The organism is Rheinheimera metallidurans (assembly GCF_036983985.1).
GTDB classification, from domain to species: domain Bacteria; phylum Pseudomonadota; class Gammaproteobacteria; order Enterobacterales; family Alteromonadaceae; genus Alishewanella; species Alishewanella metallidurans.
The window spans coordinates 1-21,928 of record NZ_JALAHQ010000003.1 but is presented as its reverse complement, the minus strand read 5'-3'; the positions used below and the strand labels follow the sequence as shown (position 1 = coordinate 21,928).

15 protein-coding genes and 1 tRNA gene are annotated in these 21,928 nt (G+C 46.1%); 5 read left to right on the top strand and 11 right to left on the bottom strand.

Annotation, left to right across the window (positions count from 1 at the left end):
* Positions 1 to 149: 149 nt before the first annotated feature.
* Positions 150 to 1,967, top strand: coding sequence for a DNA repair helicase RadD (gene radD / locus MN199_RS09250; protein ID WP_335739209.1), 1,818 nt, complete (start codon positions 150 to 152; stop codon positions 1,965 to 1,967).
* A gap of 222 nt (positions 1,968 to 2,189) precedes the next feature.
* Here the strand turns inward: radD and MN199_RS09245 are convergent.
* Positions 2,190 to 2,266 (bottom strand) — tRNA-Arg (locus MN199_RS09245).
* A 169-nt stretch (positions 2,267 to 2,435) separates the two neighbouring features.
* On the opposite strand from MN199_RS09245, the gene MN199_RS09240 reads away from it, so the two are divergent.
* Both MN199_RS09240 and MN199_RS09235 read left to right on the top strand, forming a co-directional pair.
* The gene (locus MN199_RS09240; RefSeq protein WP_132585887.1) at positions 2,436 to 4,355 is read left to right on the top strand and encodes an ATP-binding protein; all 1,920 of its coding nucleotides are present in this window, start codon (positions 2,436 to 2,438) and stop codon (positions 4,353 to 4,355) included.
* 35 nt (positions 4,356 to 4,390) lie between these two features.
* Entirely contained in the window at positions 4,391 to 6,568 is a 2,178-nt protein-coding gene (locus MN199_RS09235) for a M3 family metallopeptidase (protein ID WP_335739208.1), read from the top strand.
* A 265-nt stretch (positions 6,569 to 6,833) separates the two neighbouring features.
* Here the strand turns inward: MN199_RS09235 and pmbA are convergent, their stop codons facing one another.
* Entirely contained in the window at positions 6,834 to 8,180 is a 1,347-nt protein-coding gene (gene pmbA / locus MN199_RS09230; protein WP_335739207.1) for a metalloprotease PmbA, read from the bottom strand.
* A gap of 118 nt (positions 8,181 to 8,298) precedes the next feature.
* Between pmbA and yjgA the strand changes: the two genes are divergently transcribed.
* A complete protein-coding gene (gene yjgA / locus MN199_RS09225; protein ID WP_335739206.1) occupies positions 8,299 to 8,817 on the top strand; it encodes a ribosome biogenesis factor YjgA in 519 nt (172 codons plus the stop codon).
* Positions 8,818 to 8,925: 108 nt separating this feature from the next.
* Here the strand turns inward: yjgA and MN199_RS09220 are convergent, their stop codons facing one another.
* The 9 genes from MN199_RS09220 to MN199_RS09180 all read right to left on the bottom strand — a co-directional run bounded on the left by MN199_RS09220 (position 8,926) and on the right by MN199_RS09180 (position 20,577).
* Positions 8,926 to 9,918 carry a branched-chain amino acid aminotransferase gene (locus MN199_RS09220; protein WP_335739205.1) on the bottom strand — a complete coding sequence of 331 codons (993 nt, stop codon included), beginning with the start codon at positions 9,916 to 9,918 and terminating at the stop codon, positions 8,926 to 8,928.
* A 63-nt stretch (positions 9,919 to 9,981) separates the two neighbouring features.
* Entirely contained in the window at positions 9,982 to 11,424 is a 1,443-nt protein-coding gene (gene tldD / locus MN199_RS09215; RefSeq protein ID WP_335739204.1) for a metalloprotease TldD, read from the bottom strand.
* Complete coding sequence (locus MN199_RS09210; protein ID WP_335739203.1) at positions 11,421 to 12,266, bottom strand: carbon-nitrogen hydrolase family protein; 846 nt, start codon at positions 12,264 to 12,266, stop codon at positions 11,421 to 11,423. Before MN199_RS09210 ends, tldD begins: the two co-directional genes overlap by 4 nt.
* Positions 12,259 to 16,122, bottom strand: coding sequence for a YhdP family protein (locus MN199_RS09205; protein WP_335739202.1), 3,864 nt, complete (start codon positions 16,120 to 16,122; stop codon positions 12,259 to 12,261). The genes MN199_RS09210 and MN199_RS09205 overlap by 8 nt, the downstream gene beginning before the upstream one ends.
* On the bottom strand, positions 16,122 to 17,588 hold the full coding sequence (gene rng, locus MN199_RS09200; RefSeq protein WP_132585911.1) for a ribonuclease G: 1,467 nt from the start codon (positions 17,586 to 17,588) through the stop codon (positions 16,122 to 16,124). The genes MN199_RS09205 and rng overlap by 1 nt, the downstream gene beginning before the upstream one ends.
* Complete coding sequence (locus MN199_RS09195) at positions 17,585 to 18,241, bottom strand: Maf family protein (RefSeq protein WP_335739201.1); 657 nt, start codon at positions 18,239 to 18,241, stop codon at positions 17,585 to 17,587. The genes rng and MN199_RS09195 overlap by 4 nt, the downstream gene beginning before the upstream one ends.
* Positions 18,157 to 18,639, bottom strand: a complete 483-nt coding sequence (mreD, locus tag MN199_RS09190) for a rod shape-determining protein MreD (protein WP_132585917.1) — start codon at positions 18,637 to 18,639, stop codon at positions 18,157 to 18,159. The genes MN199_RS09195 and mreD overlap by 85 nt, the downstream gene beginning before the upstream one ends.
* The gene (gene mreC / locus MN199_RS09185) at positions 18,639 to 19,505 is read right to left on the bottom strand and encodes a rod shape-determining protein MreC (protein ID WP_132585920.1); all 867 of its coding nucleotides are present in this window, start codon (positions 19,503 to 19,505) and stop codon (positions 18,639 to 18,641) included. The genes mreD and mreC overlap by 1 nt, the downstream gene beginning before the upstream one ends.
* Positions 19,506 to 19,533: 28 nt before the next feature.
* Positions 19,534 to 20,577 (bottom strand): rod shape-determining protein, encoded by a 1,044-nt coding sequence (locus MN199_RS09180; RefSeq protein ID WP_132585923.1) that lies wholly within the window; start codon positions 20,575 to 20,577, stop codon positions 19,534 to 19,536.
* Between the two features lie 243 nt (positions 20,578 to 20,820).
* Between MN199_RS09180 and MN199_RS09175 the strand changes: the two genes are divergently transcribed.
* Complete coding sequence (locus MN199_RS09175) at positions 20,821 to 21,792, top strand: 1-aminocyclopropane-1-carboxylate deaminase/D-cysteine desulfhydrase (RefSeq protein ID WP_132585926.1); 972 nt, start codon at positions 20,821 to 20,823, stop codon at positions 21,790 to 21,792.
* Positions 21,793 to 21,928 lie beyond the last annotated feature (136 nt).

The window sequence follows — 21,928 nt, the reverse complement described above, 5'->3', positions numbered from 1 at the left end:
GGGGACTACCGCGGGGCTAGAGCACAGGGTAAGTTATCAGCCAACACAGCATTTTGATATGTTCGGCGTTTTTTTGCTGGCGGGCAAGTAATAGCGGCAGTATTTGTTAATATGGCTGCGTTGAGCCTAATCATATTAAGTAATGCCAAATGAATGCGCCTTTTAAACTGCGGCCTTACCAACAGGAAGCCGTTGATGCCACGGTAAAGCACTTTCGTAAATCAGATGAGTCTGCGGTAATAGTGTTGCCGACCGGTGCCGGTAAAAGTTTAGTTATTGCCGAGTTGGCCCGTCTTGCACGGCGTAAAATTCTGGTACTGGCTCACGTAAAAGAACTGGTTGAGCAGAATCATGCTAAATACCAAAGTTATGGCTTAGTGGGGGGTATTTTCTCTGCGGGGTTAAACCGTAAAGAACACCGTTATCAGGTAACGTTTGCTAGCGTGCAGTCTGTGTCGGCAAGTTTAGCGCAGTTTAAAGATGAATACTCTTTAGTTATTATTGATGAGTGTCATCGAGTCAGTGACGATGAGACCAGCCAGTATCAGCGCATTATTGCACAACTGCGCCAGCAAAATGTCGGCCTTAAAGTGCTGGGGCTTACCGCCACACCTTATCGCTTAGGCACGGGTTGGATCTACCGTTATCATTATCGTGGCTTTGTGCGCAGCTGCCATAACCAGAGTGACGAGCAAAACAAACCTTTTGTGCACTGCATTAACGAGCTGTCTTTGATTTATATGATTAATAAAGGCTATTTAACTAAGCCTGAGTTAATTGACGCCGCGGTGGCGCAATATGATTTCTCAGCGCTAACGCAAAACCGCTTTGGCGAGTACGCTGACAAGGACGTGAACCAGCTGTTAAGCAAGCACCAACGTGTTACCCAAGCCATTATTGAGCAAGTGACAGAGCTAGCCGTTAAACGCCAAGCAGTGATGATTTTTGCCGCAACAGTAGATCATGCTAAGGAGATCATCGGCTATTTGCCACCAGAACACACCGCATTAATTACCGGCGCCACTGAGCAGCGTGAGCGGGATAAGCTGATCCAGCGCTTTAAACAGCGCCAGTTAAAGTATTTAGTTAATGTGTCTGTACTTACAACGGGGTTTGATGCGCCCCATGTCGATTTTATTGCTATTTTGCGCCCTACTCAGTCAGTGAGTTTGTATCAGCAAATTGTAGGCCGTGGTTTACGTTTAAGCGAAGGCAAACAAAACTGCCTAGTTATTGATTATGCGGGGAATAATATTAATTTATATCATCCTGAGGTGGGTGAAAAAAAACCAAACGCCGACACTGAGCCGGTGCAGGTATTATGCCCAGGCTGTGGCTTTGCCAATATATTTTGGGGCAAAACAAACGGTAACGGCCAAGTAATTGAACACTATGGCCGCCGTTGTCAGGGGCTATTAGAAACTGATGAAGATAACGAGCTTACAGCGCCTAACCCGCGCCCTGAACAATGTGATTATCGCTTTCGTTTTAAAGCATGCCCGCACTGCGGCAGCGAGAATGATATTGCCGCGCGTAATTGCCATCAGTGTAAAAATGCCATTATTGACCCCGATGACCAGCTACGCGATGCACTAAAACTAAAAGACGCTATGGTAATTCGCTGTGCTGGCATTAGCTTAAATGCCGAAGCTACGATAGATAACACGCTTAGCAACCATAAAAGTAAGTTAAAAATTACCTATCACGGTGAAGACGGCGAAGAGCTTAGCGAGTGGTTTGATTTCAGTAAACCGGCACAGCGTAATATCTTTAATAAGTTATTTGGTCGGCGCTTAGCTAATAGCCAATTACCACAAGCATTCAGCCAGCTTGAACAAGTACTGGCAATAAAAACCTTATTGCCAGTACCTGATTTCGTTATTGCCCGCAAAAAGAAGCGTTATTGGCAGGTACAAGAACGAATTTTTGATTATCAAGGTAACTATCGTAAAGCGGATAAAACGTGAAATTTCTCTGTGGCCGCAAAGCAGCCCACTAGCAGTTAGTAATGTGTTGTTTGGTATCATTAAAGTTATATGCGTAGAAACTGAGTCGGTATACGTGATGCGCCATTAATTATCTAGCAGAGCATATCAACAACGCTCTCGACATTTTGGTCGAGCAACGCGCTCTCATCGGGCAAGTGCTAAAAACACAAAAACCACCCTGAAGGTGGTTTTAATGTTTTATGGCGCACCCGCCGCGATTCGAACGCGGGACCCCTGCCTTCGGAGGGCAGTACTCTATCCAGCTGAGCTACGGGTGCGTAATCTGCTGTTATACAGAAGTTGCGCATTATAGACAGCCTTAACCTGCCTGTCTATTGCTTATCAGCGCGTTTTTTCCGCAGTTAGAATTGGGCAACGTATTTACAAGTTCAACCGCTTAGCGATAGAGTGGTGCTAATTATTAATTTTGGTACTGCGCATTGGCTAATGAGTAATAAATTTCTGTTATCTTTTTGGCAATGCCTGTTGTTATTAGTGCTGCTACTTTGCGCCATATTGGCCACCGAAACCTTAGTGCAACATGAGCAGCAGCATGCTCGTAGCTTGCAGTTTCGGCACGAGGTGACCAGTGCGGGGCAGTTACGTGCGCTTATTGAATCTGAACTTAGTATTCCACTTTATCTTACGCTGGGTCTTACTGCGCACATACAGGCCAATAACGGCAATATTTCAGATAGAGAATTAAATATGCTACTGCCGGATTTAGCGCGGCAGGCTAGGCATATTCGCAATATTAGTGTCGCGCCGCAAAATACACTGCGTTTTATTTACCCTACGTTAGGTAATGAACAAGCCATTGGTTTGTACTATCCCGATTTAACCGAGCAGTGGCCAGAAATAGCCAGCATTATTGCCCAGCATGAGGCGCGGTTAGTAGGGCCTGTTGATTTAACTCAGGGCGGTATTGCCTTTATTTACCGCATACCTGTGTACTTGGGCATCGATAAATATTGGGGCCTTATTAGTACGGTTGTTGATATAAATTCAGTGTGGGCTTTATTAGAAAAACAAACCACAGAGCAAGATGTGCAGGTTGCCATTCGTAACTTGTCGGAGCTTGGCCACGGCGGTACGGTGTTTTATGGCGATAACCGCTTATTTTATGATGACAGCCTGTTGCTGAGCATTAATTTACGCGGTGCTTTATGGCAAATGGCGGTACGTTCATTGGCTAAACCGCCAGATCGGGTATGGTACATTCGCATAGCGGCATATACTGGCACAGTACTGCTTATTGTTTTGTTAGCTTGGCTGCTTATTTCTTGGCAAAAGCTCCGCTTAAGTGCCGCGGCACAACAGCAAAGTAAGCTGTATTTACGCAGCATGATGGATAACGTAAACGACGCCATTATTACTACCTCGTTAGATGGCAGCATAGAGCAAGTTAACATGTCGTGTTATCCGATGTTTGGCTATGCGGCGAATACGCTGCCGGGCATGCATTGGTCAGAGCTTTTAGCGCAGCCAGAACGCTTAGATGAGTTATATAGTGCCACGTCTAGCGCTAAAACTGAGTTTGAAACTCAAGGCCGGCGACGCGATAACAGTTTATTTCCAATAATGGTGCTGCGCAGCCAGATCACGCTACAGCAACAACAAAAACAGCTATTGGTACTTAGAGATTTATCCGAGCGCCACAAAACTGAACAATTAAAACAGCAGTTTATTTCTACCATTAGCCACGAACTGCGCACCCCTCTGACATCAATAAACGGCGTACTGGGTTTGTCGGTGTCAGGTGCGTTAGGCGCGCTTAACCCATCGCAACAGCGTATGTTACAACTGGCGCAAGCCAACTGCCATCAGCTTACTGAGTTAGTAAACGATTTACTGAATGTAGAAAAGATAACAAGCGGTACACTCAATGTCGAACTTGTGCCCGTTGCATTATTACCGTTAGTGCAGCAATGTGTTGAGCAAACGCAGCTACTGCATCCTGATACGCCGCTAATGCTGGAATGCCCAGAACAACTACAACAGATTAACGTAAATGCCGATGCCGCACATTTACAGCACGTGGTGCAGCACTTATTGAGTAATGCGATAAAGTTTTCACCAGCAAAAACCAGCGTCTCTATAAGCATTAGCGTAGTTGCAGATAACATTAGGCTGCAGGTGCAAGATCAAGGTAACGGTGTAGCAGAGCACTTTGTGCCGTTATTATTTAGCCGCTTTAACCAAGCAGATAGCTCAGATAGCCGCGCCTATGCCGGCACAGGGCTAGGTTTGGCCATTAGCTACAGCTTAATTAGCCAGATGCAGGGTAATATGGGTTATAAACCAGCACCACAACATGGTAGCTGCTTCTATTTCGATTTACCCTATATTGCAGCGTTACAGCTATAAACCCTTTTGTTAATTTACTTTGTAGGAAAATACTAATGCGAAACTCTTTTATTGCCACTTCAGTTGCCGCAGCGCTGGCGTTATCAGCCTGTTCAGACGATACGGCGGTTACGAAGAACACTGCGCCGCAAAGCGAAACCGAGGTAACAACAATGGTCGAACTGGCTCAAACCAACCCGCTAATGAGTGTAAGCACATTGCAATACGAAGCGCCGAATTTCGCCGAAATTAAAGACAGCCAGTTTTTACCGGCTTTTGAAGAAGGTATTAAGCAGCAAATTACCGAAGTAATGGCGATTGCGAACAACCCTGCGCCAGCTACCTTTGAAAACACTTTCGTTGCGCTGGAGAAAAGTGGTGAGCTGCTTACCCGTGTCTCGCGCATTTTTTACAACTTGGTTGGCTCTAATTCAAACCCGCAACGCCGTGAAATACAATCTGAACTAGCACCAAAAATGGCGGCGCATTCTGACAACATTAACCTTAACCCACAATTGTTTGCCCGCATTAAAAGCGTATATAACCAGCGCAATGAGCTAAAGCTTGACGCTGAGTCGGTGCGTTTAATTGAAGTGTATTATGAGCGCTTTGTTCGCGCGGGTGCCCAGCTAACCGATGAGCAAAAAACCGCCATTCGCGCCCTAAACGAAGAGCATTCAACGCTAACCAACCAGTTTGCGCAAAACTTGCTGGCTGAAACAAAAAACATTGCCGTAGTAGTAGATAATAAAGCGGAACTCGATGGCTTGTCAGCATCACAAATTACTGCCGCCGCCTTAGCCGCAACCGAAGCAGACCACGAAGGTAAATATTTGCTAGGCCTTACTAACACTACGCGCCAGCCAATATTAAGCCAGTTAACTAACCGTGAGTTGCGAAAAAAAATATGGCAAGCGTCAGCAAACCGTAACCAAACCGGCTCTACCGATAACCGCCCTATCGTAGCTCGTTTAGCGCAATTACGGGCAGAGCGCGCGCGGTTGTTAGGCTATGACAGCTGGGCTAGCTATGGCTTAGAGTCGCAAATGGCAAAAACACCCCAAGCGGTGTTTGATATGTTAGGTGCCATGGTGCCAGCGGTTGTGGCAAATACCAATACAGAAGCGGCCGCTATTAGCGCAATGATGAAACAAACTGGTGCAGACTTTGAGCTTGAACCTTGGGATTGGGAGTTTTATAGCGAGCTAGTGCGCAAAGCCAGATATGACTTAGATGAAAACGAAGTTAAGCCATACTTTGAGTTTGAGCGGGTGTTAAAAGACGGGGTATTTTACACCTTTAATCGCTTATATGGCGTTACCTTTAAACCACGACCCGATTTACCGACCTATCATCCAGATGTAAAAGCCTATGAATTATTTGATACTGACGGCTCAAGCTTAGCCATTTTTTATGCCGACTACTTTGCGCGTGACGGTAAACGCGGCGGCGCTTGGATGAGCAGCTTTGTTGGCCAGTCAAAACTACTTGGTCAAAAGCCAGTGGTGGTTAACGTAATGAATATTCCTAAAGCCCCAGATGGCGAGCCAACCTTAGTTAGTTATGACAACGTTACCACCATGTTCCATGAGCTAGGCCACGGCTTGCATGGCATGTTTTCTAACGTAAATTACCCTACGCTAGCGGGCACATCGGTATCTCGCGACTTTGTTGAGTTTCCGTCAACCTTCCAAGAAGATTGGGCCGCTCACCCTGAGGTTATTGCTAACTACGCTAAGCACTATCAAACCGGTGAACCTATTCCTGCTGAACTACTGGCGAAAGTGATCAAATCACGTAGCTTTAATCAAGGTTTTGATACCTTAGAATACTTGTCAGCGGCGCTACTGGATATGGAATGGCACTCATTAAGCGCGGATGAGCCACTACAAGACGTTAATGCCTTTGAAGCTGCTGCACTTAAAAAGCACGGTATAACACTAGCTGCGGTGCCGCCACGCTATAAATCCACCTTCTTTTCGCATTCTATGGGTGGCGGTTACTCTGCCGGTTATTATGCCTATATGTGGAGCGAAATTTTAGCCGCCGACGCCTTTGCTTATGTGCAACAACAAGGCGGTTTAAAGTTAGAGAATGGCCAAAATCATCGGAAAAATATTTTAGCTGTGGGCAATTCACGCTTGCCGATGGAGTCGTATAAAGCCTTTCGTGGCCAAGAACCAACGACTGACGCGCTGTTAATTCGTCGTGGTTTAAAAACTAAAGTCGATTAATCCGAACCACGCTGGCTGTGTGCTTGCTCTAAACCGACCGTTGAAGACATGGATGTCTGACAAATTCGTCAGGAACGAATTTGAACAGCTCCGCTGGTCCGCAGGATAAACTTCATGGATGAAGTTTATAAACGAGCCTACAGGGATGTATTTACGGCGTGTTGGTGTGAGCAAACCCACAGCAAGTCACTTAAGTAATAACAAGCACCACCAACAAAAAGCCCCGCAACTAACTGCGGGGCTTTTTTATTTCTAGCAATGAATATTAACTACCGGCTACCTGCATTTGGCTAATCAGTATCGACCCAGTTAACACGCCACCGCGGCGGTCTACATCATTACCTATCGCGGCAATTTGCATAAACATATCTTTTAAATTACCGGCAATGGTTACTTCAGCTACTGGGAACTGAATTTCGCCATGCTCAACCCAAAAGCCAGCGGCGCCGCGCGAATAATCGCCAGTAACGGTATTGACACCTTGGCCCATTAACTCGGTTACTAACAAGCCTTTGCCCATTTGACGACACAATGCCGCCAAGTCAGCATCGCCGTGCTGAATTAGCCAGTTATGAATACCACCGGCGTGCCCAGTGCTAGCCATACCCAGCTTACGCGCCGAATAGCTAGTAGTTAGGTAAGTATTTAATACACCCTGTTCTATTACTATAAGATCGCGGGTTTTGACACCTTCGCCATCAAACGGGCTAGATGCTAAGCCTTGTTTTATATGTGGCTGCTCTAAAATAGTCACCGTTGGCGCCATAACTGGCTGGCCTACTTTATCCAATAAAAAACTCGACTTACGGTAAATGCTGCCACCACTTATAGCCGACACTAAATGGCCAAACAAGCTGCTAGCAATATCGGCGCGAAATATTACTGGTACTTTTTGTGTCGGAATTTGCCGCGCATTTAATCGCGCGATAGTTTCTAATGCCGCTTCACGGCCAATCTGTTTTGGATCCAGCAATTTGCTGTACTGACGCGCGACGGTAAAGCTGTAATCGCGCTGCATATCGTCGCCGTCTTCACCAATAACTACGCAACTAAAACTGTGGCGTGAGCTAGGATGCCCTACCAACTGACCATGGCTATTGCCGTAAACCTTTAAACCAGTATGCGATGAAAACGACGCACCTTCTGAGTTGGTAATACGCTTATCGGTTGCAAATGCGGCTTCTTCAGAGCTGGCACATAACGCTATGGCTTCATCAGTGCCGATGGTATCAGGGTAGTATAGGTCTAAATTAGGTGGCGACATTTCTAACCAGCCCGCTTCGGCTAAACCGGTGTGTGGGTCTTCCGAAGTATAACGGGCAATATCGGCCGCGGCTTCAACGGTGCGACGTAGTGCTTGCGGGCTTAAGTCGGCAGTAGATGCCGAGCCTTTGCGCTGGCCAAAATACAGGCTAATGCCTAAACCGCCGTCTTGATTAAACTCTACCGTTTCTACCTCGCCGTGGCGGGTTTCTACGCTTAGGCCTTTGGTACGGCTCATTGATGCTTCTGCGCTAGTTGCACCTAGCTGTTTAGCATGGGCCAGAACTTCAGCTACAGCTTGTTTTACTTCGTCAATTTCTTGCCAAATAGTCGGTTGTGTTACGTGCATAATGTTAGTTCAGCCAAATTATTTGCCACAAGTTTATCATAGTCTGCGAAAGCTGGCTGCTGCTGTGCGCTACTATCATGTATACTTAGCAACATTATGGCTAATGCGAACCAACACAATGACTAATTTTATAAACGGCGACACTTGGGACGAAGAAGAAGGCAAGAGTAAGTCGCAGATAAAACGCGAAATGCACGCCCTGCAAGAGTTAGGCGAAGAGCTAGTGGCATTAAGCCCAGCCGCCCGCGCCAAACTACCGCTAGATGAAGAGTTAGTGGCCGCGCTGTTACTGGCCGATAAATTAAGTAAAAAACACGAAGCGCTGCGCCGCCATATTCAGTTTATTGGCCGCCTAATGCGTGATCGTGATTTAAAAGAATTAGAGCAAGGCTTAGCGCTACTGCGTAATACTAACCAAGCGGCGACGCGGCAGTTTCATAAAATAGAGCTGTTGCGCGATAAAATGCTAGAAGATAACGACGTAGTTACCGCGTTTATTGCCGATCACCCAACGGTCGATACCCAGCAGTTGCGCCAACTAATTCGTAATGCGAAAAAAGAACAAGAAAAACAACTGCCGCCAAAAGCCTACCGCGAGCTGTTTCAGTTAATTAAACCGTTAATTCTTAAAAGTTAAACGCAGCTAAACACGAGTTAGATATAAAGAGTAGTTAAATAGCGTTGTCCTAAACCAACCTTTTACCACGTGTTGGTGTGGACAACGCGATTATAAGCTAGATGCTAACTAACAAACCTTGGTTAACCAACCATGTTTATCTTCAGCGCTACCCCATTGAATATCATTCAGTGCTTGACGCAGTGCGTTAGTAGTATCGCTAGTGCCTGAGCCCACTGCATAATCTTTACCATTATGAATTAGCGTGCCTACTGGCGTTAATACCGCAGCCGTACCTGACAGTGCCGCTTCCGTACCCGGCTTTTGCACCCGTTCTAATAATTCGTCTACTGTAAGCTCGCGCTCTGATACCTTCATACCACGGTCTCGGGCTAGCGTTAAAATAGAGTCACGGGTTATGCCGTGCAAAAATGAGCTATCTAACGCTTTGGTAATAATTTCGTTGCCATCGAACAGTAAAAAGTTTGCCGCACCGGTTTCTTGCACATCGCCATTGGGGCAAAACAATACCTGATCGGCATTTACCGTAGCCCGCGCTTTAATAATCGGTTGCAAGGCACTGGCGTAGTTACCACCACTTTTTACCATACCCATGTGTGAAGCGCAGCGGGCGTTGTCTTCTAACAATAAACGTAGTGCTTTACTGCCGCCAGCAAAGTAGTCGCCAACCGGTGATAACAGCACATATAACATAGACTCTAAGCTTGGCGCCGCAGCTTTACCAATAGAGGCTTCCGTACCGATATGTGTAGGGCGAATGTACATAGAACCCGGCGGCGTTGGTACATCGACAGCATAACGTTTTACAATATCTAAAATCATTTGGCGCAGCATGGCAGTATCAACTTTAGGCAAGGTTAATAACGCACTGCTTTGCTGCAAACGCGCTACGTTTTGCTCCATACGGAAGATATAAATTGAACCATCTGCATGTTTAAAGGCTTTTAAGCCTTCAAAACAGGTGCTGGCGTAATGCAGCACATGCGCACCAGGGTGCAAATTAATACTGTTGCTTGCCACTACCTCTGGCGTACTCCAACCATTACTATTAAAGCGAGAGATTATCATCTCCGGGGTAAATACCGTGCCAAATGCTGCCATTGTTTAAATTTCCTGCTGGGTTGTTTTTACCGGCTAGGCGGTTAAATCTAGCCAGTTATAAATTTAATGCTGAGTACCACCAACCGTTAGCATGTCTAGCTTTAAAGTTGGCTGGCCTACGCCTACCGGTACGCTTTGGCCTTGCTTGCCACACACACCAACACCGGCATCAAGTGCTAGATCATTACCAACCATAGATACCTGCTGCATCGCTTCTGGGCCACTACCAATTAACGTAGCGCCTTTAATTGGCGCAGTAATTTTACCGTTTTCGATAAGGTAGGCCTCAGAGGCTGAAAACACGAACTTGCCGGAAGTGATATCTACTTGACCACCACCAAAGTTTGGCGCGTAAATACCTTTTTTTACACTGGCGATAATTTCTTGTGGATCATGCTGGCCAGCTAACATATAGGTATTTGTCATACGTGGCATCGGCAAATGCGCAAATGACTCGCGACGACCGTTACCGGTTGGTGCAACACCCATCAGCATAGCATTGTGTTTGTCTTGAATATAACCTTTAAGAATACCGTTTTCTATTAACACATTGTACTGACTTGGCACGCCTTCATCATCTACGTTTAGTGAGCCACGTCGATGTGCTAAGGTGCCATCATCAACAATAGTGCATAGTTTAGACGCCACCTGTTGACCAATACGGCCAGAGAAGGTAGATGAACCCTTGCGGTTAAAGTCGCCCTCTAAACCGTGCCCTACTGCCTCATGCAGTAATACGCCTGGCCAACCACTGCCTAATACAACTGGCATTGCGCCAGCTGGCGCATCAATAGCAGTTAGGTTAACTTGCGCTTGGCGCACCGCTTCGCGGGCATAATTTTGCCAACGCGGTTCATTATTAACTAAGTCAGTAAAATAGAGATAGGTAGTACGACCGCCACCGCCTGCACTGCCGCGCTCGCGTCTGTCGCCCTGCTGCAATAATACTGAACAGTTTAAGCGTACTAATGGCCGTATATCACTAGCATAAGTACCATCACTGGCTGCAACTAATATTTCTTCGTATACGCCAGATAAGCTCACCATTACCTGTTCGGCGCGGCTATCGAGGGTGCGAATATAGGCTTCAATTTGGTGCAGTAACGCTACCTTTTCGGTGTTAGTTACGCTTTGTAACGGCTCACACGGCAGGTAAATATTGCTATTACCGCTTTTGCTAAACGCTTTAACACTGCCCTGCTGGCCTTGTATTGCAATGCCGCGCGCGGCGGTAGCTGCTTGCTTTAAGGCTGCAGCACTAATGGTATCGGCATAAGCAAAACCGGTTTTTTCACCACTAATAGCTCGCACACCTACGCCGCGCTCAATATTAAACGAGCCGTCTTTTACTAAGCCATCTTCTAATACCCAGGATTCATGCACGCTGGATTGAAAATACAAATCAGCAAAATCGAGCTGATGGTCAAATAAATAGCCTAGCGTTTGCTGTAGATCATCAGCCGTTAGTTCTGAAGCGGTGATCAGGTTCTGCTCGGGTGCAGTCATGGTTTGAGCTCACTGTTAAATCGGTTATGGTGTGCCACGGGCATTTTTTGCTTAAGCCGTACACAATCGGTTAAATCTATTACGGTTGAAACCCAGCCGGCTTCGGTACCGGCATCAGCCAGCACCTCGCCCCACGGGCTAACAATTAGGCTATGGCCATAAGTTTCGCGGCCATTAGCATGTACACCAGTTTGATTAGGCGCCAGCACAAAGCATTGGTTTTCTATCGCCCGCGCTTTTAATAAGGTATGCCAATGCGCAGTGCCGGTTACCTTAGTAAAGGCGGCAGGTACGGTTAACACATTCATACCACGTGCGCCAAGCGCCTGCATTAAACCTGGAAAGCGCACATCATAACACACCGATAAGCCAAGCTTTAGTTCGGCAACCGTGGCTAGAGTAATTTTTTGCCCAGGGTAAGTAGTGGCCGATTCCAAGTAACTACCGGTATTATCGGCCACTTGTACATCAAACAAATGCATTTTCTGATAATCAGCTATTAGGCTGCCATCAGGAGCAAATAATAGGCTGCTCGCGCTAAAGCGCTGTGGTTCTGGACTAGTGGTAGGCAAAGATCCTGCCAGCAAATACACGCCAAACCGCTTAGCTAACGCGGCACAGGCTTGTTGTATCACGCCCTGCCCTAATACCTCTTGCTGCTCTAGCTGCAAACCATCGCGGCCACCAAAAATGGCAAAGCATTCCGGTAATGCTACCAGATGCGGCAAACCATCAGCATGGGTGGCACACAGCTGCTGCAAATAGTTAACTACCTGGGCAAAATTTTGCGCAGGTTCCGGTGTACTAGTTAGTTGAATCGCTGACAAACGCCAATTAGCCATGTGCTGGGTTCCGCTTTGGTGTTAAGTTTTGCTCTGAGGGTTGTTCGATAACGGTATCCGGTTGCGCTACTCGCACTGGCACAGGCACTTCTTTGCTGTGGCGGTTAACCTCTGTAACTACCGGCTGGCTAAAAGTACCGGTAACAGTAAAATTGATTTTTGAGATAACCTCGGCACTTTGAAATACTTCATCTAGCGCCAGCGCGGCTAAACCGGTTGCCGGGTTTACCATCCAAGCAATAATTACGGGTAAACTTGAAGTAACTTTAGGCGAAAACGCCATTTGGTAATCTATTTTTTCACTGACTAAATCGGCATAACCCTGAATTTGTATACTACCGGGTACACCGTCAATAGCGGCATTACTGGTTTGCACTACGCCGTCTGACAGCGCCAAATTACCGCTCATGCTGTTATAAAAAAAGCCTTTAGAAAATACATCACGAAAGTCTAAGCGCAATTTGCGCAGTAAAGAGTCTAAGCTAAACAACGAAAACAACCGAGCACCCTGATCGCTAACCTCGGTTAACGAACCATCCGCCAGTTTATAACTGATATTACCCGCAAGTTTACCCAGCTCGAATTGCGTAGGGGCGCCAGCCCAGCCTAAGCTGAAATCAATATTTGCCGCACTACCTGAAATAGCCGAGGTAATCTGATATTCATTTAGTAACGCACCTAAATTATTAGATTTTAATTTACCGCTAAACTCAGTTTTCCCCAGTAAGCCATCGTCTTGCCAATAGCCGTTAGCACTAAGTTGGTTACGTTTATAACGAGCAGTTAGCTCAGTAAGCTGCCACTGATTATTTGTGCTCTGGGCTTTAGCTTGCACCTGACCAAACTGATAATTACCGATAGAGCAGTCAGCACAACTAAGCGTTAATGGTGGCAGCTCTAATAACCAGCGCTGTGCAGTTTGTGCCAACTGCGCAACCAGCTCGGTATCGGTAGCTTCTTGCGGTGGCATAGGTAAATGCAAATAATCTAGTTGCGCGCTAATACCTTGTTGCTGCCAGTTTTTACTAAACAACCACTGGCTCGCTATTTCGGTGCCATTTAGCTGTAACTGCCAATGCTCTGGCAACTGGTTTAGCTCAAATACGGTGTTATTTAACGCCACGCCGGGAGCAACATCAAGCTGACGCACCCTACCTGCTACACGCAATAATTCTGGAAATAACGGCTGCCCAGACGGTGCACTGGCAGATAATTGCTGCTGTAACAACTCAAGCCAAGGCAGAAATTCTAATTTGGCTAAGTCCACACTAACCAAAAAACCAGCATTGTTTAAACCACTGTCATGCTCAGCAGCGATAAGATGCACACGGCTAAACTGCTGGTTGTCATGTTGCAATTCGGCATGAAAATGTAATTGCTGATTAAAGTGTGCCGCTAATAATGAGCGTGTGGCATCGCCATCAGCAGTTATTGTTAGCTCAGTAGCTTGCTCGGCGGGCTTGTTGTAAGGCGCTGGTAGCAATAACGCCGTATCTTGCAGTGTTGATTGCAGTTTAGCGCTATAGCTAAAGCCTTGCTCTGGCAAACTCAGCGCCAACTGTAACCGCCACTGCGTATTACCATCAACTAACACAGCTGCCGGTGGGTATACGGCATCTAACAACGGCTTTGCACCCTGCTTACCTTGCATTTGCAGCGCTAGCTGATAACCCGCATCGCTATCTTTACCCTGCAATGCTGCCGTTAATGGCAAGCCGCGCCAGCTTAATGTTAAGTTGTCAGCAAAAATGCGCTCATTTTCAAAGGATAATTTACCGGCAATGTTAGACAAATACATATCTGGAGCTTGCAATGTCAGGCTTATATCAGAAAAGCTGACATCGCCAGTGGCTAAAACCGAAGGCTGATGTAGGCCAATGGCTAGCTTAACGTCACCTTGCACCATACCAACTGCGCCAAGATAGTGCAGTGTTGCACCTAAATTAGGCTGCAATGGCGATTGCTGTATTAATGCAGTTACGTCTTCCGCCGGCAACTGTTGCTGAATATAAATATCGATAGTATCAGCATGAAACAGATCAGGAATGCTTGCCATTACACTTTGCTCTAGCGCTAACCCAGCTAACTCTCCGGCATTAGATTGAATCGACATAGCCGCATTTTCAAACCATAGTGTCGCACTTAGCTGGGTAAGTTCTGGCCAATCAGGGGCGAAAGCGAACTCAGCTTGCTCTACTTCAGCCAACACCTGAAATACACCTTGCTGCTCATGATACGGAAACTCATTTGGCACACCATGCCACAGCAAGGTGGCATTTGTTACTAACCCTTGTCTAATAGCTGGGGTTAAATAGTCACGCACTGATTCTGGCATATAACGCTGCGGAAAATATAAGCTGGCATTTGCGGCATTAACTTGCTGTACACGGGCAAGAATTTCTAGTCGGTGTTCAAACTTGATACTCGCATCTAGCTGTAAATCAGGGTTGCTTAAACTGAACTGCGGTATTAATACTTGCCAAGTATCGGCTATAGGCTGCAAATATACGGTAGCAGCAAGGCTGTCGTAGGCGGTGGGCTGAGTAAATAAACCGTCCCAACTTAACTCGCCATGCTCAGCCTGCACGACTAACTTAGATACAGCATTACTAAGCCAAAACTGTCCGGAAATATCATTAACACCGGGAATATCATTGCTAGGTGCTAAATGTAGCGCATCAAACTGCCCAGCAAGTTGCCATTTTTTATCACTAATGCGCCAAAGCAATTGCTTTAGATGGCCACTTGGCTGATGCAGTACTAGCTTTTGCAGTAGCTCAATATCATCTGCTAATAAATTTGCCAGCGGTGTAACGGCCTCAAGACGAAAGTTATTTAGTCCGCCTTGCCAGACACCATCGGCATGATGTAACTGCAGTTGTAGGTCTTGCCACTGTTGCTGCTCTGCAGCCATGGTTAGCGCGCCAGAGTATAATGACCAGCCGCTTGCGGTGGGCTGCCATAACAGCTGGCCTTGGCCTAAACGCAATAAATGGCTCTCGGCATTTCGCTGCCAACTTACACTGTTATCGGCTAGCTCTACTTGGATACGTTGTAATAAGCCTTTATCAATACTGCCCCAAGCCTTAAAATTAATGCTCGCTTGTTGTAATTTTTGGCTAGGCGGCAAAATAGTTGCCAGCCAAGGTAATACGTCTAACTTATCACCCTCTAAATACAGCTGGCCAGACGCTGAGTCTAGCGTGTTACCGTTCAGATCTAAAATAAACGATAACGTATTAACAGTAACACCAGCTAAAGATAATTCACCATAGCCCTGATGGCGGTTACTACTATTGGCCCAATCAAGCTGTTTAATATTAACAACAACGTCGAGCTCGTTTTCACTTTGTAGTATTAACTGGCTATCTAGCACCGAAAAGTAGGCCAGCTGCTGAAAAAACAACGTTTCTAATGCAGCTAATACCGGAGCGGTATCTAAGGCGGCTGCCGATTCACCGGCAAGCAAGCTATTTGCATCAATATGATATTTCAGGCCAACCAGTTCGAAATGCTTAGCCGTGAGTTGCCGATTTAGTATGCTACGCCAAAAATCGATTTGCACGCGAGTTTCAGCAATACTAAGCTGCAACTGTTGCTGGTCGTTGTATAACTTAACGTTGTTGAGTAACAGTGCGGGGCCAAACTTTTGCCAACCGGCGCTAAGCTCGTTAATTTGCACAGCAGCGCCATAACGGCTTTGAATTAACTGTTCAATATGCTGCTTGTAATTATCGGCATACGGCAGGCTATAACGTAATAGCGAAATAAACACAGCCAAAAGCACCAGCAACACGGCCAGTGTCAGCCAGAGTTTGTGTAAACAGTAAAAACAAAACTGTTTTACCTTTTGCACTACATCATCACCACATCAAATTGTTCCTGAGTATAAAGCGGTTCTGTTTGAATATTAATTTGCTTGCCAATAAATACTTGAAGCTCAGCTAGGCTGTGAAACTCATCATTAGTTAGGGCATCTTTTACTGCTGGCGACACATAAACCATAAACTTATCGGCCGCATAGGCTCTATTTACGCGGACTATTTCTCGCAGCACTTCAAAGCACACCGTTTCTACTGTTTTTAAACTACCACGCCCTTCGCAAACAGGGCATTCAGAGCACAGAATATGTTCTAAGCTTTCGCGGGTTCGTTTTCGCGTCATTTCCACTAAGCCTAACGCTGAAAAACCATGAATATTGGTTTTCGCCCGATCACGCGACAGCGCTAACTCTAAGCTATGAGATACCCGTCGTTTATGCTCACTGCTTTGCATATCAATAAAGTCGATAATAATAATACCACCTAAATTACGCAGCCTAAGCTGGCGGGCAATAGCCTGGGTCGCTTCGGTATTAGTATTAAATATGGTTTCTTCTAAATTACGATGGCCAACAAAGGCACCGGTATTTACGTCAATGGTGGTCATGGCTTCGGTTTGATCAATAATCAAATAACCACCGCTTTTTAACGGTACTTTACGTTCTAATGCGCGCTGTATTTCATTTTCCACATCAAACATGTCGAAGATCGGCCGCTCACCAGGATAATATTCGAGCAAGGGTGTCATATGCGGAATAAACTCTTCACAAAACGCGGTAAGTTGCTGATAGGTTATTTTAGAATCAACCCGCACTCGCTCTAATTCAGTGCCGACAAAATCACGAAGAATACGGTAAGCTAAAGTAAGATCTTCATAAACAACACTTTCTTTACGCGTTTTTTGCTTGCGCTTAATAACCTTAGCCCAGAGTTTTTTGAGAAACTTTGCATCTTGTGCTAACTCTTCTTCCTTGGCGCCCTCTGCGGCGGTACGAACAATAAAACCACCACTGTCATCTAAATACTGACTAACAATATCTTTTAGCCGTTGCCGCTCAGCTTCGGTTTCTAAACGCTGCGACACACCAACATGCGGCGAACCCGGCATAAACACTAAATAACGCGAAGGGAGGGTAATATCTGTCGTCAGCCTAGCGCCTTTGGTGCCCAGCGGGTCTTTAACCACTTGCACCAACAAAAACTGGCCTTCGTGCACCAACACGCGAATGTCTTTGCTCGCTTGTGGCCGGCCGTCCAGTTCGCTTAGACTGTCGTGCTGCACAATGTCGGAAGCATGTAAAAACGCGGCTTTATCTAAACCAATATCCACAAATGCGGCTTGCATTCCCGGTAAAACGCGACTTACTTTACCAATATAAATATTACCAACTAAACCTAGCCTTGCTTGGCGCTCGATATGCAGCTCTTGCAGTACGCCATTTTCAATTAGTGCAACCCGAGTCTCGCTTGGGGTGACGTTTAGCAGTAACTCTGCACTCATTCTAGCTCCTGCCACTGTCGTAGCATTTGTTCAGTTTCACACAGAGGCAGGCCGACGACACCGGTATAACTGCCGTTAATACGCTGGATAAACTTTGCTGCCAGGCCTTGAATGCCATAACCACCTGCTTTATCTTGTGGCTCACCGCTATGCCAATAATGGCTAATTTCTGTTTCGCTAAGCACGCGAAAGTACACATCGGTACAAACCAGCTGTTGTAGCTGCCGAGTATGACTTACTAGTGCCACTGCGGTCATTACCTGATGGCTGCGCCCAGACAACAACTGCATACTCAGTTTAAACTCAGCAAAGCTTGCTGGTTTACCTAGGATATTGCCATCAACGACAACAATGGTATCAGCACCTAGCACAGGTAGCTCGACACTTAATCGCGCTAAGCCAGCGCGAGCCTTAGCTAAGGCCAGCCGCTGCACATAATGCACTGCAGATTCATTATTAAACGGGGTTTCATCGATATCGGCTTTAACCAGTTCATAGTTGACACCTAATTGTGTCAGCAGTTCACGGCGCCGCGGAGAAGAAGAAGCTAAAGCGATGGTTGGGTAAGTCATTGGATCTTCAATTGTCGCCGATAGCGGCGTAATAACCAAAATAGCCAAGGCCAAACTAGCATGCCCGTAAGCGCTGGCCACAAATATTGCGGCCTAAAGTTTACGCCGGTAAGAAAATGGCTTAACCAAAACAATTGTAGTTGGTAAAAAGCGAGTAAGATACCCAGCACTAATGACTGCTGTAGCACACCAAAATTACGCATTTTTAGGTGATGCTGTGCCAAAACAAACATAACTACAGAAAATGCCAGCGCATTAACACCAAGCACTGTACCTACCAACACGTCGACAATAACGCCGGTAAAAAATGCCGTAATAACACCGACACGCTGCGGCAATGCCATGGTCCAATACATTAAAACCAACAATGCCCAATCAGGTCGCGCCAGTTTAACTGCTTGTGGCATGGGCATTACAGTTAATAGCAACGCAACCAGTAATGACAAGTAAATAAAGCCTAGGCCCTGTGGTTTACGCATTAAGGCTGCTCCTGTGCTTCTGGTATCATAGGTGCTAGCGGAGCCACAGTGCGGCCAGACAGCAGTAGAACGTGACGAATTCGGTCTAATCTAGCGAAAGGTTCGGCATAAACCACCATAAAGGGTTGGTTTGCATCTTGGCTAATCATGGTTACACGAGCCACAGGATAACCCTCAGGAAAACGCCCATCTAAACCAGATGTCAATAAGCGATCACCTTCGCGAATATCGGTGCTGTGCGGTAGATACATCACCCGCAATACATCCCACTGTCCTAGTCCCTCAACAACGGCTCGCACACCCGTACGCTCGGTACGCACTGATAAAGCATGAGTGTTGTCTGATATTAGAAGTGCTCGGCTACTTGTTGGCCCAACACTAACAATTTGACCAACCACACCTTGCTCATCAATTATGGGTTGAAATTCTGTTACGCCATCATTACTGCCTTTATTTAACATTACCTGATGGCTAAAGGGATGGCTGTAAACCGCAAGCACATCAGCAACTAGCAGCTTATCTTCAACAACGGCAGTAGAGCTAAGCAATGCACGTAGCTTTTCATTTTCTTGCTGCAAAAAACGCAACAATTGTAGCTGACCATTTTGCTTGAGCAGAGTCTCTTTTAAACGGGCATTTTGTTCTAACATCTCTTGCTGCGACATAAACTGCTCAGAAGCGCCAGAGAATAAGGTTTGCGGTAAGCTGGCAACGTAAAAAAATGGGGTAGCAGCAGTAGAAAGGTAACTACGTAATTGCGTTGAACTATCGGTGTAGCGGTCTAAAAACATTAATCCAGCACTACACACCACAGCTAAAAATAACCGTAGTGGTAATGAAGAGCGCCTGCTATAAATCTGGTTCATACAGGTTCAAATACATCTATAAGTTCAGTTAGTCATAACTAAACACATCACCGCCATGCATATCAATCATCTCTAATGCTTTACCACCACCTCGGGCAACACAGGTTAGCGGATCATCGGCTACAACAACTGGGATCCCAGTTTCTTCCATTAATAAGCGGTCTAAATCTCGCAATAATGCACCGCCACCGGTTAATACCATACCGCGCTCTGAAATGTCTGATGCTAATTCTGGCGGAGACTGCTCTAACGCAACCATAACCGCACTAACAATGCCGGCTAAGGGCTCTTGCAGTGCTTCTAAAATCTCGTTGCTCGTCATAATAAAGCTACGCGGGACACCTTCAGCTAAGTTGCGGCCGCGAACTTCTATCTCTAGTACATCGTCACTAGGATAAGCAGAACCAATTTCGGTTTTAATCCGCTCTGCCGTGGCTTCACCAATTAAAATGCCATAGTTACGACGAATATAATTAACGATAGAGTCATCAAACTTATCGCCACCTATACGCACTGATGATGAGTAAACTACGCCATTTAAAGAGATAATAGCGACTTCAGTGGTACCACCACCAATATCGACTACCATAGAGCCGGTCGCTTCAGACACCGGTAAGCCAGCACCAATAGCCGCAGCCATTGGTTCATCAATTAAATACACTTCTCGTGCACCAGCGCCTTGCGCTGATTCTCTAATGGCTCGACGCTCTACTTGCGTAGAACCGCAAGGTACACACACTAAAACGCGAGGGCTTGGCCGAAAAAAACTATTGCTGTGTGCTTGGCGAATAAAATGCTGTAACATTTTTTCTGTTACGTAGAAGTCAGCTATAACACCATCCTTCATCGGGCGAATCGCTTTAATGTTACCCGGCGTACGACCCAGCATGCGCTTTGCAGCATGACCTACTGCAGCAACACTTTTCGGTCCACCTGCCCGCTCCTGCCGTATAGCAACTACGGACGGCTCATCTAGCACTATACCTTGATCTTTAACATAAATAAGAGTGTTAGCTGTACCAAGGTCAATGGACAAGTCATTTGAAAATAGGCCACGCAATTTATTAAACATGAAAGAACCGGATCCTTATAAACCTGAGTAAACAGACACTACTCAGCACCGTTTTGTCGTAGCATAACAGTGAAGATAAAAAAGCTGGAGGTTATTCTAAGTAAGTCACCGCCATGTGAATAGCTTTATCTTACATTTTTATTCAATTAAACCAAGTTCTGGTTGAATTTTTCTACCAGTATTAAAAAATTGACATAGTATAATGACAAAATATGAACCTTTACTGAAAAAAACCTCTAAATAATGCCGCTTTCGTGCCAAAACCAGCTTATTGCGACGAAACAACGTTGGCAGCTATTGCAGCATCCGTTGTTACAACAAAAGCATATTCAGCTTTGGATTAGCCATCTTGATACTTCTTTGCCTGAAGTCTCGGGTAATAAATGCCTTAAGCTGAAGTATCACCTACAACAGGTTGTCGCTGAAAACAAATCCGGCATACTCACCTTTGGTGGCGCGTTTTCTAATCATCTTGCGGCGGTTGCCGCCAGCTGCAATTGGCTTGGCTTACAAAGCGTGGCCTACGTTAGAACAGACACGTTAGATACAGCAAACCCCACTTTAGCGTTTTGCTTGCGTATGGGCATGCAACTACATGCATTAGATAGAACAACCTACAGACGCCGCTCAGAACCCGCATTTATTAGTCAATTACAGAGCCAACACCCAACGCTATTAATCGTACCAGAAGGTGGTTCATCTGAGGCTGGCGTGCGAGGCGTAACAGAGCTTGACTTACTTAATACGCCAGATGGTAAAGCTAACTTAATTACTACAGCAACGGCCAGTGGCGGCACCTTAGCCGGACTTATTGAGCGGCATGCCAGCAATATATTAGGTATTGCTGTCGTAAAGGATCAGTCGTTACCAACACGCGTCAAGCAGCTATTAACAACCGACAGTACCAACAAAAATTGGCAAATTAATATGGCCTTCACCGGTAAAGGGTACGGACAGTTTGACGAGACGTTATTGCAGTTTTGTCGTGATCTAGCGCGGCATCAGCTTTATGTTGAACCGGTTTATACTGGCAAAGCACTGGCTGGGGTATTTTCACTAATTAGTTCCGGCGCTATTGCAGCAGGAAGTAGGCTGAGCTTTTTTCATACCGGTGGTTTGCAAGGCTTAAAAGGCTTGTTTTACCGTGAGAGAATTACCGCGGCTGATCTTGCGCTGCTTTCAGGCAACCAATACTCCGCAAACTCGATGCAATAATCTTAGCAAGCTAGGCGGAGAAATAGTAAAAAAGCCCGGCTCTTACGAGACGGGCTTTTTTGAATTGGGAGCCTGGCGGTGAACTACTCTCGCATGGCGAATGCCACACTACCATCGTCGCAGCTGCGTTTCACTT

Bases quoted from the DNA above. Each gene is read 5' to 3' on its own strand.
- radD (WP_335739209.1), top strand. From the start codon at position 150: ATGAATGCGCCTTTTAAACTGCGGCCTTACCAACAGGAAGCCGTTGAT.
- MN199_RS09240 (WP_132585887.1), top strand. From the start codon at position 2,436: ATGAGTAATAAATTTCTGTTATCTTTTTGGCAATGCCTGTTGTTATTA.
- MN199_RS09235 (WP_335739208.1), top strand. From the start codon at position 4,391: ATGCGAAACTCTTTTATTGCCACTTCAGTTGCCGCAGCGCTGGCGTTA.
- pmbA (WP_335739207.1), bottom strand. From the start codon at position 8,180: ATGCACGTAACACAACCGACTATTTGGCAAGAAATTGACGAAGTAAAA.
- yjgA (WP_335739206.1), top strand. From the start codon at position 8,299: ATGACTAATTTTATAAACGGCGACACTTGGGACGAAGAAGAAGGCAAG.
- MN199_RS09220 (WP_335739205.1), bottom strand. From the start codon at position 9,918: ATGGCAGCATTTGGCACGGTATTTACCCCGGAGATGATAATCTCTCGC.
- tldD (WP_335739204.1), bottom strand. From the start codon at position 11,424: ATGACTGCACCCGAGCAGAACCTGATCACCGCTTCAGAACTAACGGCT.
- MN199_RS09210 (WP_335739203.1), bottom strand. From the start codon at position 12,266: ATGGCTAATTGGCGTTTGTCAGCGATTCAACTAACTAGTACACCGGAA.
- rng (WP_132585911.1), bottom strand. From the start codon at position 17,588: ATGAGTGCAGAGTTACTGCTAAACGTCACCCCAAGCGAGACTCGGGTT.
- mreD (WP_132585917.1), bottom strand. From the start codon at position 18,639: ATGCGTAAACCACAGGGCCTAGGCTTTATTTACTTGTCATTACTGGTT.
- mreC (WP_132585920.1), bottom strand. From the start codon at position 19,505: ATGAACCAGATTTATAGCAGGCGCTCTTCATTACCACTACGGTTATTT.
- MN199_RS09180 (WP_132585923.1), bottom strand. From the start codon at position 20,577: ATGTTTAATAAATTGCGTGGCCTATTTTCAAATGACTTGTCCATTGAC.
- MN199_RS09175 (WP_132585926.1), top strand. From the start codon at position 20,821: ATGCCGCTTTCGTGCCAAAACCAGCTTATTGCGACGAAACAACGTTGG.